This window comes from Ruminococcus sp. AF17-12, from assembly GCF_003479245.1.
Taxonomy (GTDB): Bacteria; Bacillota; Clostridia; order Lachnospirales; family Lachnospiraceae; genus Blautia_A; species Blautia_A fusiformis.
On sequence record NZ_QUGY01000026.1, the window covers coordinates 1 to 14,049 of the forward strand.

A 14,049-nucleotide genomic window follows, 5' to 3' on the forward strand; every position below is an offset into this window, starting at 1 on the left:
ACATTGCAGTACCGTAAGGTGTTTGCCAATGCAGTAGTGGGAGAAGCAAGAATCCCCCTACTTTAGCTGTGGGGAGTGTCAAATCAGGGGAAAATCGAAACGGACAGATTGGCTGGTAAAAAATATTCTTGCAAAGAAAGGGTGGTTTTCTCCACCGTTTCAGACGGAGAAAGAGCTGAGAGATATCCTTCCAAAACTATATAAAGAAACGGATATCCATGTTGACGGTTCCATGGTATATTTCCGTTGTGTGAAGTAATACAATGATGCTGGATTTATAATAAAGTTTCAGATAATAAGTCTGGAACTTTATTTTTGTCTAAATGGATTATTGCCGTCCGTTCAGGTCTGGATAATGCTCGATTCTCATGTTAAGATAATAGAAAAAAAGGTTAGATGAAACTAATACAAAGAAATACCACTATGTGAAAGGAGAAGAAATTTGAATGTAAATGAAATTGCAAGTCTTGGAAGTAATGTGAAGCCTGTGATTCAGAATGAGAATTGCGCTGTTCTTATGTTAAATGATGCGACAGGAGAGGGCGTTATGACGGTTTACCGAGTAATGCCAGGTGTGATGATTTGTTTTTCAGACATGTACATGGAACAGTGCGCATCTGAATTTTATCTGTATTCTTTTGTGGCTTACCTGTATGAACTGGAGAGTGGGGCTGATTGCAGTGACGGGTGCTGCTGTTTCTCTGATTCAGGATGAAATTGAAATCGAATGGAATTTTGACGATATTTTTTCAGAACAGAGATAACTTGAGCAGGACAAGAATGATTTATCAGAAGATAATAAAGGTGCTGGGACTACCTGATGGAAACGTCAGATAGTCTTCGGCAGAAAAAAATAAAATTTTTTTGTCCTATACTTGACACATCCACATATGCTGAGGCATACGTTTTGCACCAGATGTGCAGAAGCTGGCCTAGATATCAAAGTTTTACAAATGATTATGGGACATAGTGACATAAGCATTACAATGAACATATACAATCACGTAGATGTTGCAAGAGTACAGAATGAAATAAAAAAGCTTGAAAATATAATGTAATAATCAGAGCCATTCCCTTTATCGGGCGTGGCTCTTTTATGACAATTTTTGTGACAAATAAAAGAAAATAGACGCAATCAGACGAAATATTGTTTTTCATGGAAATGCTGAAAATCCTTGTAAACAAAGTGTTCTTGATATATGATGAAACAAGTCGAAGCCCGTTGTTGCTTTATGTGGCGGAAAGCGGTGGATCAAAAATCCTGGTATAAATAATATAATAAGAAGAAACGGTAAAGCAGAAAATCTTCCTGACGGACTTGTGCTTACCGTTTTTTTTATTTCTGTCGTTCCCATACCTGGCCGATCGGGAAGGACGGAGTGGATTCTGCAAGAAAGTCTTCCAGTGCATTTTCGAAGAATTCCACGGCACGTTTGCTAGTGGACTTTGGATATTTATGCTTGATCTTATAGCAGACACGGTTTGGCGGTGTGTTTTTCAGTTCACTGATAAAAAGAGGCCGGTAATGGGAAAGCTCCAGGATCACAGACTGTGGTGCGACCATCCAGTTCCCCGGTTTTTTCCAGAGACGGTCCAAAAGTGTGATGGTATCTGCCGCAATGTGAGGCCTGGAAGCGGAGGAAAGCCAGCGGTCATGCCAGATCTGATAATTGTCATCCCAACTTAAAAACAGCTCCAGGGATGGATCCAGCTCATCGGTATGTATTGCCGGAGCCGGAATCACTGGCTGATCCGATTGTATCAGATAAAGTTTTTCTTCGAAGATTTTCTCTGTTATGATATTCTTGTAATGCAATTTGTGGTAGACAAATCCGATATCAATGCTGTGTTCTCCAAGAAGACCGTAGAGCTCTGAAGAGTGATGGGACTCGATGTTCAGGTCCAGCTTGGTCTGTTCATTTAAGATCCTGTCATACAGTGGTGCGAAAACAGCTACGTTCAGGCTGTCTGTACAGCCGATGGTAAGTAGCAGGGAATCCTGATTGCGCTGCAACTCCATAGTTTCCTTCCAGAGAGACATCCAGCGTTCCGCAAGGATGATAAAATCTGTTCCCTTGGCAGTCAGTTCCACCTGCTTGTGGCCTTTCTGACGGATCACAAGGGGAAAACCCAGTTCGTTCTCCAGAGATGTGAGCCGGTGGCTGACAGTAGGCTGGGAAAGAAAAAGAAGATCCGCTGTACGGGTGATGCTCTTGGTATTTACAATGGTGAGAAAGGTTTCGATTTCAGCAAGATTCATATGAACAGCTCCTTTTCTTTGGTGTTGTCTATAGGATGGTTTAAGCTTTGATAATATAAAAATTATTTATATTATACAGAGAAATTATTCGTTATTCAATAGTAAGCTTGTATATCAAAAGAAGAGAGGTTTTCATATGGCATTAGGATGTAGGATCAGACGAAATTTTGAAAGACCGTCAAAAGAATTAGTAGAAGCCTTCCGTGGAATTCCAGTTGCAAATATTGATGATAACTGTGGAAAGATCGCTGCCGTAGATTCCAGTATTTTCCCGCTGAACCCGAAGGCAAGACTTCTGGGAACTGCATTTACAGTAAATGCACCGGCAGGAGATAACCTTCTGTTCCATAAAGCACTGGATATGGCTCAGCCGGGAGATGTTATCGTTCTTGCAAACAAAGGAAGCAGGATAGAGTTATCCTTATCAACAACAGCCGTGGTCAGCTTGTTGTTGAGCAGGATCTGGCAGATGCTCTGAATAGTGGGAAGGTTTATGCTGCTGGTCTTGATGTTGTTTCTACTGAGCCGATCAAGGGGGATAATCCGCTTCTCAAGGCTAAAAACTGCATCATCACTCCGCATATCTCCTGGGCTGCTCAGGCTTCCAGACAGAGGATCATGGATATTACGGTTGATAATATCAAGGCTTTTCTGGATGGTAATACGGTTAACAGAGTTAACAAATAGATTTTTTTCGGTGTTTCGATTTCCTATGTATGATGTGTGAGGAAAGGACGGCTGTCTCGCTTTTTGGGGGGTGGCCGTCTTTTTCTTTGTGTGGTGGATTGAATGAACCGTACGCCGGGGATGTGGCAGCGGTACGGGCAGGGCTCCGTCGGCGGATACTGCTAAGGCTCCGGAAATCGGCTAAAAACATTGAGACAGGGGCAGAACTCGCCTCTGGCTCAGACAGCAGCCCCTGTCTCAATAACGCCGATCCCCGCAGCCTAAGCAGTATCACACCTCCTCCGCAGCAGCCCATACCGCTGCCACATCCCCGGCTGAAAATTCAACCGCAGAGAGCAGACAATAGAAGCGAATGTACATTCTGCCCAGTGCCCAAAAAACACAATATATAAAAATAAATCGGCACAACGTTCCACGTCCAACACCGAAGAATACAGGAACCAGATCGGCACAGTGTTCCGCATCCAACACCGAAGCATACAGAAAACGGCCTCAAAACAATCCATAACCAATAAAGCAGCCGGCCGTATCCCCCAAAAAATAAATCGGCACAGCATCCCGCATCCAACACCGAAGCATACAGGAACCAGATCGGCACAGCGTCCCACATCCAATACCCAAGCATACAGACACAAGTCAACACCCTCCCCTCATCCACAACCAAGAACTCCTTAAAAAAAGCCCGAGGGGTGTGCAGAGGGGCCGCGGCTTTGCGGCCCCTTTGCGGTTTTCTTTTTGCACAAAAAAATAGCTCCTACATCGCAAAGATGTAAGAGCTAAATTCGCTGGATGGAGAAGGATTCGAACCTTCGAAGGCGGTGCCAACAGATTTACAGTCTGCCCCCTTTGGCCACTCGGGAATCCATCCGTGAACAACAAATGTATTATATATAACATTTGATAAAATTGCAAGCTTTTTCTCAAAAAAAATAATAATTCCCACAGCATCAGCATTTTTGGTAAAATACTGGACTTACCAAAGGAAATCTGCTATTATGAGTACGGTTGGATATAAAGGACACGGTTTTTCCGTATCCTAATACAGGTTAGGAGGATTTTATCATGTTAGTAAACGCAACAGAAATGCTGAAAAAAGCAAAAGCAGGCCATTATGCAGTTGGTCAGTTCAACATCAACAACCTTGAGTGGACAAAAGCTATCCTTCAGACAGCTCAGGAGCTCAACTCTCCTGTAATCCTTGGTGTTTCCGAGGGTGCCGGTAAATACATGACAGGTTATAAGACTGTTGTAGGTATGGTTAACGGTATGATGGAAGAGCTGAACATCACTGTTCCGGTTGCTCTTCATCTTGACCACGGCAGCTATGATGGATGCCTGAAATGTGTTGAGGCTGGTTTCTCTTCCATTATGTTCGACGGATCTCATTATCCGATCGATGAGAACGTAGCTAAGACTAAAGAGCTGGTTAAGATCGTTGCTGAGCACAACATGTCTCTTGAGGCAGAGGTTGGTTCCATCGGTGGCGAGGAAGATGGTGTTGTTGGTATGGGCGAGTGCGCTGATCCTGAGGAGTGCAAGAGAGTTGCAGATCTCGGAATCAACTTCCTTGCAGCTGGTATCGGTAACATTCACGGAAAATATCCGGCTAACTGGCAGGGCTTAAGCTTTGAGACTCTGGATGCTATTCAGAAACTGACAGGAGATATGCCGCTTGTTCTTCACGGTGGTACAGGTATCCCGGCAGACATGATCAAGAAAGCGATCAGCCTTGGCGTTTCCAAGATCAATGTAAATACAGAGTGCCAGCTTGCATTTGCTGAAGCTACACGTAAATACATTGAAGAGGGTAAAGATCAGCAGGGTAAAGGATATGACCCACGTAAGCTTCTTGCACCTGGAGCAGAAGCGATCAAAGCTACTGTTAAAGAGAAAATGGAGCTTTTCGGATCTGTCAATAAAGCATGATGAATCGAAAATAATATATGAAAGAAGCCGGAATGGGAGCAAGCCTGTTCCGGCTTCTTTTTTCATGATAAAATATCAATATTTTTACTATATAAAAAAATCAACATGTTTCTTGATTTTTTTATATAGTGAAAATGACCTCTTCGATTTACAATAATATCAAGTTAATCGAGAAGCTGATTTGAAGCTTATCGGTCAGGAATATGCGAAATGGACGTTTTAAGCATATCCGCGAAACAAATTGAATATCATATAAGGTAAAGGAGAGGTACGATTATGAGAATGAAAAAAGCAACAGCATTTGGTCTTGCAGCTTTAATGGCAGCTACCATGATCCCGGCAGTTCCGGCTATGGCAAAAGGGGATGACAGTGAAGGCTCTGTTTATTATCTGAATTTTAAACCGGAGCAGGCAGATCAGTGGTCAGACCTGGCAAAGAAATACACCGATGAGACTGGTGTACCGGTTACCGTTGTTACAGCTGCTTCCGGAACTTATGAGTCTACTCTGAAATCAGAGATGGCCAAGGATGAGGTTCCGACACTGTTCCAGGTTAACGGACCAGTTGGACTTGCATCCTGGAAGGATTATTGCTATGACCTGAAAGACAGCGATGTTTATAAAAATGTGGAGAGTGACGATTTCGTACTGAAGGATGACAGCGGTGCAGTTGACGGTATCGCCTATGTAATTGAAACATATGGAATTATTTACAACAAAGCGCTTCTTAAGAAATACTGTGAGATGGATGGCGCTGTGATCAAGTCTGCAGATGAGATCAACAATTTTGAGACATTAAAGAAGGTTGCAGATGATATCCAGGCTAAGAAAGATGACCTTGGAGTTGACGGTGCATTTACTTCCGCAGGCTTTGATTCTTCCAGTGACTGGCGCTTCAAGACACACCTTGCAAACCTTCCAATCTATTATGAGTACAAAGAAGACGGAATCACATCCACAGATGCGATCAAAGGAACCTATCTTGATAACTTCAAGAACCTGTTTGACCTTTATATCACAGATTCTACCTGTGAGCCAAGCCTTCTTTCCAGCAAGACTATCGATGATGCAAATGCTGAATTTGGCCTTGGAGAGGCTGTGTTCTATCAGAATGGAACCTGGGCTTATGATAGCATCAAAGATAACGAAGTAGCAGACGAGGATATGGGAATGCTTCCAATCTACATTGGTGTAGATGGTGAAGAGGACCAGGGACTTTGCACAGGCAGTGAGAACTACTGGTGCGTAAATAAAAAAGCAGATGAGAAGGATATCCAGGCAACTCTTGATTTCCTCAGCTGGGTTATCACAAGTGATGAAGGAAGAGAATCTATAAGCCAGGAAATGGGATTTACAACACCATTCAAGACCTTTGATGAGAATTATGAGTCTGCAAATCCGCTTGTAAAAGCAGCCGACGAATATGTAAAAGCTGGTAAAACTCCGGTTTCATGGAACTTTACAACCATGCCTTCTGAAGAGTGGAAAAACCAGGTCGGCAGTGCAATGCTTGAGTATGCACAGGGTACCGGCGAGTGGGATGCTGTGAAAACTGCATTTGTTGACGGATGGGCAAAAGAGTACAAAGCAGCAAATGAAGGCTGATAAGATATAACTGAAACGTGATCACGAAGAGGTGGGCGGTTTCCGCCTGCCTCTTTTAATGAAGAGAGGGTGCGTAAAGTAGGGAAGGATGCATCCTCAGGAGAAAGGAAGAGAAAACATGCAGAATAAGATGATGAAAAAGTATTTTCCGGTTTTTGTCCTGCCTACCCTGCTGGCATTTACCATTGGATTTATCGTTCCCTTTATCATGGGCGTATATCTTTCCTTCTGTAAATTTACCACAGTAACGGATGCAAAATTCGTGGGATTACAGAACTATGTGAAGATTTTTACTGAGGATGGAACCTTTGGACATGCATTATGGTACACCACCGCATTTACGGTTGTATCAGTAGTTCTGATCAATGTGATCGGTTTTGCAGTTGCGTTGCTTCTGACCAAGAAGATCAAAGGAACCAATATATTCCGTACTGTATTTTTTATGCCAAACCTGATCGGTGGAATCATCCTTGGTTATGTATGGCAGCTTCTGTTAAACGGTCTGCTTCTTCAAATCAATAAAACACTTACATATTCTTCTGTTTACGGATTCTGGGGCCTTGTGATCCTGATGTGCTGGCAGCAGATCGGATATATGATGATCATTTACATTGCAGGTATCCAGAATATCCCGGGTGAACTGATCGAGGCTGCACAGATCGATGGTGCGAACAAAGGACAGCTTCTGAAGCATGTGATCATTCCTATGGTCATGCCGTCCATCACCATCTGTACTTTCCTGACACTTACCAACTCCTTCAAGCTTTTTGACCAGAACCTTGCTCTTACAAATGGTGAGCCTTCCAATATGTCAGAAATGCTTGCGCTGAATATTTTCAATACCTTCTATGGACGTACCGGATGGGAAGGTGTAGGACAGGCGAAGGCCGTGATCTTCTTTATACTGGTTGGAGCAATTGCCATGATCCAGAATCGTCTCACAAGAAGTAAGGAGGTACAGCAGTAATGAATAAAAAAGTAAAATTCAGCGGTCTGTGGACTGCGATCCTGAGTGTGGTATCTGTTGCTTATATTTTCCCGATTCTTCTGGTTTTGATCAATTCTTTTAAGAAAAAAGCATACATCAGCCGTTATCCTTTTGCAATCCCAACGGATAAAATGTTCGTAGGTCTGGAAAACTATGTAAATGGTCTTACAAAAACCGGATTTTTCCAGGCATTTGGATGGACATTATTTATCACAGTATTTTCTGTTGCGGTAATTCTGCTCTGTACCTCCATGTGTGCCTGGTACATCAACCGTGTTACCAACACGCTGACAAAAACCATGTACATGCTGTGCCTGTTTTCCATGGTCGTACCATTCCAGATGGTAATGTTTACTCTTTCCAAGATTGCAAACATCCTGAAGTTGAATACTCCGTGGGGACTGATCATCATTTATCTTGGATATGGAGCAGGACTTGCGGTATTTATGTTCAGCGGTTTTGTAAAATCCATTCCGATCGAGATCGAGGAAGCTGCCATGATCGATGGCTGTACCCCGATCCAGACATTTTTTAAAGTGGTTCTTCCGGTTATGAAACCGACCTGTGTAACTGTAGCGATTCTGGAAACCATGTGGATCTGGAATGATTATCTTCTTCCATATCTGGTACTTGATATCAAGAAATATAAAACCATTTCCATTGCCATCCAGTATCTGAAGGGCGGTTACGGAACCATTGATATGGGAGCTATGATGGGCGTTCTTGTCCTTTCTATCATTCCGATCATTGCCTTCTATCTTGCATGCCAGAAATATATCATTGAAGGTGTGGTTGCAGGAGCTGTTAAGGGCTGACAAATCAGTTGAATAATGTTAAAATGAAAGAAAAACGGCCTGATCTGCGTGCTTTTACGTGGATCAGGCCATATTTGGCGAGGTGAGGAATGTACAGAGTTTTGGTGGTAGATGATGAAAAACTGGAACGTGACGGAATCCGCTTTCTTCTGTCTATGGAAGAGGGAGAGTGGGAAATTTATGAGGCGGCTAATGGCAAGCTGGCATTAAATGAGCTGAGAAAGCATCCTGTGGATCTGATGCTGACAGATATCAAAATGCCTCATATGGATGGTCTGGAGCTTTCAAAAAAAGCAAGAGAGGAATATCCGGATCTGGAAATTATCATTTTCAGCGGTTATGGAGATTTTGCTTTTGCCCAGGAGGCAATCCGCTATGGCGTGACGGATTATGTACTGAAACCGGTGGATCCGGACCGCTTTCATGACACCATACAGAAGATCCAGAAGGAAATCGCATCCCGGAAAAATAAAGAGCAGCAGTCTATAAAAGAAAAAAGCTTTCTTCAGCAGTATTTTCTTCTGAGTTACATTTATTCCGGAGATCAGGAACGCCTGAAAGAGGCGGAAGAAATTGTGGATTTTTCTGTCTGGGAGCAGTGGCACTGTGCAATTCTTATTGAATCGGATGAAGCATTTTTTGATTCTGCCAGTGATGAGGTTCCCATTGAGATCAGGGAAGAGCTTCGCCGTTCTTTTTTCTATCTGAATCTTAATGGCCGTCAGTCTTTGCTCCTTTTTAAGGATGTGTACTGTGATTATGTCCTTGTGGCAAAAAATGTCTATAATCTTCTGAAACGCCGTCATCCTGTTCGTTTTCATCTGGCTGTAAGCCGGCGTTTTGACGGATATCAGGAACTGCCGGAAATTATGGAACAGCTGGAGCAGCAGATGGAAGAAAAATTTTATCATCCGGATATTCATGTTTACACCAGCGAGGAAGATGAGGAAAAAAATACCGGAGAAGAGGAGCAGGATTCCAGGCTTATGGAAAAAATCTCAGAAGATATTTCCAGAAAGGATGTGAAGCAGCTATGGAGCCATTTCCGCAGTCTGGCATCCAAATATCAGTCCAATACCCAATTTTCGGCCATGTATGTGAAATTTGTTTTTTCCAATGTGATAAGGGAGCTGTTTCAGGAGAATCGTTTTGCCGGAGAACACAGGCTGGATCTGGAAGTGGATCATCTGTATGGCTGTTCTACCATTCAGGAGATCATTGAGGTTACAGAAAACAATATCCGCCAGTACGAGGAGTTCCTGGACCGTTCCATGAGCGAATCCAGAGATGAGGTGGCAGCAGTAAAAAATTATATTTACAATCACTATGCGGAAGATCTGAATCTGGAAACACTGGCAGAAAAAGTATATCTTTCTTCTGGTTATCTCAGTTTTATTTTCAAGAAGGAGACGGGGATGAACCTGAATCGTTTCATCCGTGTGTTTCGCATGGAAAAGGCCAAGGAGCTTCTACGCACCACCAACATGAAAGTAGCCATGGTCAGTGAGCAGGTAGGATTTGCCAATTCTTCGTATTTCTGCCGGAGCTTCCGGGAATATTATGGAAGCAGTCCGGAATCCTATCGGAAAGGAAACAATGAGGATGAAGAGGCTTCTGAAGAAGTATAATGATATGAAATACCGGTACAAGCTGACAAATCTTCTTGTGTTGGTATCCCTGGTGCCGATGACCGTGTTGGCACTGTACAGTCACAGTCGCATGAGTAGTCTTGTCCGGAAAAATGAGATGGAGGATATGTACTCCATTTTGGAGCAGACCAGGGAAAGCATTGACGGGCAGATCGAAATTTATGCCAGTCTTTTGAATTATCTTACCTATTCTCCCGAAATCCAGGAGGTGATCTTCAACAAAGATATGGATCGTTATACTGCATATGAACAGTATACGGAAGTTGTGGATCCGCTATTGACGGTGCCGAAATCCTACCACGAAGCAATTCTGGGGATACAGCTTTTTGCAGAAAGCATTCCCGTGCGCCATGAATATACCTTGGCTCCGCTTTCAGAGGTGGATGGGGAATGGTGGAGTGACAAATTAAATAATACCGTGACGGTTCAGTGGATCGTGGACCGGGATAATCGTCAGATCGCGGCAGTCAGGGAAATATATGATGGTAAGATCAGGGAGGCTGTGCTCTGTATTTCGTTGGATTACGGAAAAGTATTCCAGCCTCTGGCCAATATTATCGAACGGAATTCCGGAGGCTTTGTGGTGGATGATCAGCAAAATATCGTCTATCATGGAGAAAATCTGGCGGCCAGTGATATTTCCGTACAGAAAGAAACTGCGAAAAAGCTGGATCGTCTGAGGGAAGAATATACCTATGTCAGCAGCAGCGGACATGAAACAAGGTGGACCTATTATTTTTACAAACCTCCGGCTGTGATCGAGAGCTCGGTTTCAAAAGTATTGATCAGTGAGATCCCGTTGATCGGCTTCTGTGTTGTGATCATCATTGTGCTGGGAATGACGTTTTCCAAGCTGTTTACCAGAAAGATTGAGCAGCTTACCAGAAATATGGAACAGGTGAACCAGGGAAGCCGTGAAGTTACGGTTTACAGTGATTCCGGAGATGAGGTAGGACAGCTGGTGAGAAGCTTTCACCATATGATGGATGAAATTAATCGACTGATCGAAGAAGTGTATGAAAATAAGATCGCTCTGAAGGAATTTGAACTGAAAGCGCTGACTGCCCAGATCAATCCCCATTTTCTTTATAATTCTCTTTCTATTATAAACTGGATGGCGATTAAGAGCCGTCAGAAGGAGATCAGCCGTGTGACGTTGGCATTATCTACATTTTACCGGACAGCGCTCAGTAAGGGAGCAGATATGGTGACTGTGGAAAACTGTATTCGGAATATCGAAGCTTATCTGGAAATCCAGCTGATCATGCATGACAATGATTTTAAGGTGGAGTGGAATATCGATCCGTCTGTGCAGCAGGAGTTGGTTCCGAAGCTTGCCCTGCAGCCCATCGTTGAGAATGCTCTGGAGCATGGCCTGGATGTGAAGGAGGAAGGGGAAAAGCTTCTGAAACTTTATTTCTTTGAAGAGAATGGGGATGTAGTGATCCGGGTTGAAGATAACGGAATAGGGATGGAGCAGGAGCAGGCAGAAAAGCTGCTCACATATCAGGCAAAAGGCTATGGCCTTAAAAATGTCAATGACCGTATGTGTATTTTATATGGAGAGAAATATGCCATCCGGATTCTGAGCAAGGTAGGTGAGGGGACAAGCGTTGATATGAGAATCCCGAAAGAGGTAAAAAAAGATGAGACTTAGTCTGGGAAAAACAGTGGTATTTCTGAGTACGATGCTGAGCCTGACACTTTTAACGGGGTGTTCTTTAAAAACTGCAGAAATGGAAAAAACAGATATAGATGTTCTGTCCGAAAAGAGCAGCAAGAGCTGGGAACAGGCAGAAACCTCGCCTCTGGGAAAATATCCGGAGCTTGTAACTTATACTCTGGGACAGATGAAAGGGGCTAATAATTCTAATCTTCCGGACGGGCAGACCTATGAGGACAATGCATATACCCGGTATCTGAAAAAGACACTGAATATACAGAATAAGAATGTTTTTATGGAGAGTGAGGAGCGGTATGACGAAGCCCTGAACATCCTGGTCAAAGATCGGAATCTTCCGGACATTTTTCTGGTGTCGGACAGGGAAACTCTGGAAGAGCTGGTTGAAAATGATCTTATCGAGGACCTGACGGAAGTATACAAAAGCTGCGCTTTCGATAAAATAAAGGAAATGTATGAGAGCTATGGAGAGGAACTTTTAGACTCCGGGACTTTTGGCGGAAAATTGTATGCACTTCCGGAGACTGCCATTGATGATGGGTCGCAGCTTTTATGGCTGAGGCGTGACTGGATGGAACAGCTGGGATTGAAAGAACCGAAGACACTGGAAGAGGCTTTTTCAGTGATCCGTGCGTTTCAGGAAAACCGGATGGGTGCAGAGGATGGTGAAGATCCTGTGGGACTTGTCTGTGATCCGGGACTTGTGGGCACGGTCAGCACCAGCTATTCGGTGGACCCTGTGTTTGAAAAGTTCGGGGCGTATCCGCAGCAGTGGATTGAAAATGCAGATGGAGAAATTGTCTATGGATCGCTGACGGAGGAGACAAAGGAGGCTCTGGGGTATCTCAGAGAGCTTTACAGGCAGGGAATACTGGATCCGGATTTTGCTTTACGTGCACAGAATAATATCCGTGATCTTGTGGTGAATGGAAAATGCGGAGCGTTTTTCGGACTCTGGTGGACTCCGAATAATCCTCTTATGGATGAGTATAAGAAGAATAAAGAGGCAGACTGGGAACCGTATTATCTGACTGCGGATGTAAAGCGGACTGTGGAGGTATACTCTACGTTTCGAGATAATAAATATGTAGTTGTGCGTAAAGGGTATGAGCATCCGGAGATTGCAATGAAGATTTTGAGTGTGTTGTTCGACTATTCCAGATATGAAGCGGAGGATGCGGATGAGATGAACACTTATTTTGCCTTGAATGTGGATCCTACGGCGCGGCCGCTAATGATCAATGTGGATTATAATGAGGCTACTTATATAGTGACAAAGCATATCCGTGAGGTTCTTTACAGTCCGGGCGATGAGAAGACCAGGGAGGATCTCAGTGCCATTGAGGCATCTTATTTTGATGCGTGTAAGGAATATCTTGAGGCAGAGGTGCCTTCGGTGGAGGCATGGGCGGCGTATAAGTCCAGAATCTCGGCGGTGGGGCTTCTGGTGGATGCGAATTACCGTGCTCCGGAGAAAAAGTTTCTGGGGGATGGTGACGGGGAGATTCCTCAGACTTTGCGTTTGCTGGAGAAGAATGCATTTATCCAGATCATTATGGGGAGAATGCCTGTGAGCTCTTTTGACTCTTTTGTGGAAGATTGGTATCGTAAGGGTGGAGACAGTCTTACGGAGCGGGTCCGGGAAGGGCTTGTGGACTCGTGAGGCGGATGTATAGAGGGACGCTAGAGGAAGGTGGCATTGGTCCGGGGTGGATGTTGTTGGGATTTTGTGAGGCGGATGTATAGAGGGACGCTAGAGGAAGGTGGCATCGGTTCGAGGGTGGATGCTGTCGGGAGTTTGAGAGGCGGATGTATAGAGGGACGCCAGAGGAAAGTGGCACCGGTCCGAGGGTGGATGCTGTCGGGAGTTTGAGAGGCGGATGTATAGAGGGACGCCAGAAGAAGGTGGCATCGGTCCGGGCAGGGACTCCGTCGGGGGATACTACTAGGGCTCCGTGAGACGGCTAAAAGCATTGCGGCAGGGCCAGAACTCGCCTGCGGCTCAGACAGCAGACCCTGCCGCAATAACGCCGTCTCCCGCAGCCCAAGTAGTAATCACCCCTCCTCCGCAGCAGCCCGGCCCGATGCCACCTTCCTCTGGCTGACGCTTCCAACCGACAGGAAAAAACATGCGGGGGGATGGAAGCGGACTGGGCGTCCTGTCCTGAAATGTCAGACCGGTACAGAATATTCCTATAAGTATCGAAGAATACAGGGACCAGATCGGCCCAGCGTATCACCATAAATATCGAAGAATACAGGGACCAGATCGGCCCAGTGTATCACCATAAATATCGAAGAATACAGGGACCAGATCGGCACAGCGTACCATCATAAATATCGAAGAATACAGGGAGCAGATCGCAGATCGGCACAGCGTACCACCATAAGTACCGAAGAATACAGAAACCAGATCGGCACAACGTTCCATTTTGAGT

General features: G+C 44.4%; 12 protein-coding genes, 1 tRNA gene and 1 pseudogene. 11 read left to right on the forward strand and 3 right to left on the reverse strand.

Annotated elements, in window-relative coordinates; all coding sequences use genetic code 11:
- Positions 1 to 442 precede the first annotated feature (442 nt).
- The gene (locus DWW77_RS17545; RefSeq protein WP_021650832.1) at positions 443 to 715 is read left to right on the forward strand and encodes a hypothetical protein; all 273 of its coding nucleotides are present in this window, start codon (positions 443 to 445) and stop codon (positions 713 to 715) included.
- Positions 716 to 890: 175 nt separating this feature from the next.
- Positions 891 to 1,058 (forward strand): tyrosine-type recombinase/integrase, encoded by a 168-nt coding sequence (locus DWW77_RS17550; protein ID WP_021650830.1) that lies wholly within the window; start codon positions 891 to 893, stop codon positions 1,056 to 1,058.
- Between the two features lie 278 nt (positions 1,059 to 1,336).
- Here the strand turns inward: DWW77_RS17550 and DWW77_RS17555 are convergent, their stop codons facing one another.
- Positions 1,337 to 2,260, reverse strand: coding sequence for a LysR family transcriptional regulator (locus DWW77_RS17555; protein ID WP_015527133.1), 924 nt, complete (start codon positions 2,258 to 2,260; stop codon positions 1,337 to 1,339).
- Between the two features lie 136 nt (positions 2,261 to 2,396).
- Here DWW77_RS17555 and DWW77_RS17560 point away from each other — a divergent pair, with 136 nt between their 5' ends.
- Together DWW77_RS17560 and DWW77_RS17565 are read left to right on the forward strand one after the other, a co-directional pair.
- Positions 2,397 to 2,738 (forward strand): RraA family protein, encoded by a 342-nt coding sequence (locus DWW77_RS17560; RefSeq protein WP_015527134.1) that lies wholly within the window; start codon positions 2,397 to 2,399, stop codon positions 2,736 to 2,738.
- Positions 2,660 to 2,947 (forward strand): annotated as a pseudogene (locus DWW77_RS17565) (NAD(P)-dependent oxidoreductase); the annotation flags it as partial. The gene DWW77_RS17560 and the pseudogene DWW77_RS17565, both read left to right, overlap by 79 nt.
- A 786-nt stretch (positions 2,948 to 3,733) precedes the next feature.
- Here DWW77_RS17565 and DWW77_RS17570 read toward each other — a convergent pair.
- Positions 3,734 to 3,815: transfer RNA gene (locus DWW77_RS17570), tRNA-Tyr, on the reverse strand.
- Positions 3,816 to 4,009: 194 nt separating this feature from the next.
- On the opposite strand from DWW77_RS17570, the gene fba reads away from it, so the two are divergent.
- The 7 genes from fba (at position 4,010) to DWW77_RS17605 (ending at position 13,274) form a co-directional block, all read left to right on the forward strand.
- Positions 4,010 to 4,873 (forward strand): class II fructose-1,6-bisphosphate aldolase, encoded by an 864-nt coding sequence (fba, locus tag DWW77_RS17575; protein ID WP_015527136.1) that lies wholly within the window; start codon positions 4,010 to 4,012, stop codon positions 4,871 to 4,873.
- 276 nt (positions 4,874 to 5,149) lie between these two features.
- Positions 5,150 to 6,478 carry an ABC transporter substrate-binding protein gene (locus DWW77_RS17580; protein ID WP_118609242.1) on the forward strand — a complete coding sequence of 443 codons (1,329 nt, stop codon included), beginning with the start codon at positions 5,150 to 5,152 and terminating at the stop codon, positions 6,476 to 6,478.
- 118 nt (positions 6,479 to 6,596) lie between these two features.
- Complete coding sequence (locus tag DWW77_RS17585) at positions 6,597 to 7,445, forward strand: carbohydrate ABC transporter permease (protein ID WP_227752378.1); 849 nt, start codon at positions 6,597 to 6,599, stop codon at positions 7,443 to 7,445.
- The gene (locus DWW77_RS17590; RefSeq protein ID WP_021650827.1) at positions 7,445 to 8,281 is read left to right on the forward strand and encodes a carbohydrate ABC transporter permease; all 837 of its coding nucleotides are present in this window, start codon (positions 7,445 to 7,447) and stop codon (positions 8,279 to 8,281) included. The genes DWW77_RS17585 and DWW77_RS17590 overlap by 1 nt, the downstream gene beginning before the upstream one ends.
- A gap of 89 nt (positions 8,282 to 8,370) precedes the next feature.
- Positions 8,371 to 9,909, forward strand: coding sequence for a response regulator transcription factor (locus DWW77_RS17595; protein ID WP_118609243.1), 1,539 nt, complete (start codon positions 8,371 to 8,373; stop codon positions 9,907 to 9,909).
- Positions 9,800 to 11,587 carry a cache domain-containing sensor histidine kinase gene (locus DWW77_RS17600; protein WP_286188043.1) on the forward strand — a complete coding sequence of 596 codons (1,788 nt, stop codon included), beginning with the start codon at positions 9,800 to 9,802 and terminating at the stop codon, positions 11,585 to 11,587. Before DWW77_RS17595 ends, DWW77_RS17600 begins: the two co-directional genes overlap by 110 nt.
- On the forward strand, positions 11,577 to 13,274 hold the full coding sequence (locus DWW77_RS17605; protein ID WP_118609245.1) for an extracellular solute-binding protein: 1,698 nt from the start codon (positions 11,577 to 11,579) through the stop codon (positions 13,272 to 13,274). The genes DWW77_RS17600 and DWW77_RS17605 overlap by 11 nt, the downstream gene beginning before the upstream one ends.
- A 573-nt stretch (positions 13,275 to 13,847) precedes the next feature.
- Here DWW77_RS17605 and DWW77_RS18200 read toward each other — a convergent pair.
- Positions 13,848 to 14,049: hypothetical protein (locus DWW77_RS18200; RefSeq protein WP_207664962.1), on the reverse strand; the 202-nt coding region annotated here is incomplete at its 5' end.

Coding starts and splice junctions, on each gene's coding strand:
- DWW77_RS17550 (WP_021650830.1), top strand. CDS start 891: ATGCTGAGGCATACGTTTTGCACCAGATGTGCAGAAGCTGGCCTAGAT.
- DWW77_RS17555 (WP_015527133.1), bottom strand. CDS start 2,260: ATGAATCTTGCTGAAATCGAAACCTTTCTCACCATTGTAAATACCAAG.
- DWW77_RS17560 (WP_015527134.1), top strand. CDS start 2,397: ATGGCATTAGGATGTAGGATCAGACGAAATTTTGAAAGACCGTCAAAA.
- fba (WP_015527136.1), top strand. CDS start 4,010: ATGTTAGTAAACGCAACAGAAATGCTGAAAAAAGCAAAAGCAGGCCAT.
- DWW77_RS17580 (WP_118609242.1), top strand. CDS start 5,150: ATGAGAATGAAAAAAGCAACAGCATTTGGTCTTGCAGCTTTAATGGCA.
- DWW77_RS17585 (WP_227752378.1), top strand. CDS start 6,597: ATGCAGAATAAGATGATGAAAAAGTATTTTCCGGTTTTTGTCCTGCCT.
- DWW77_RS17590 (WP_021650827.1), top strand. CDS start 7,445: ATGAATAAAAAAGTAAAATTCAGCGGTCTGTGGACTGCGATCCTGAGT.
- DWW77_RS17595 (WP_118609243.1), top strand. CDS start 8,371: ATGTACAGAGTTTTGGTGGTAGATGATGAAAAACTGGAACGTGACGGA.
- DWW77_RS17605 (WP_118609245.1), top strand. CDS start 11,577: ATGAGACTTAGTCTGGGAAAAACAGTGGTATTTCTGAGTACGATGCTG.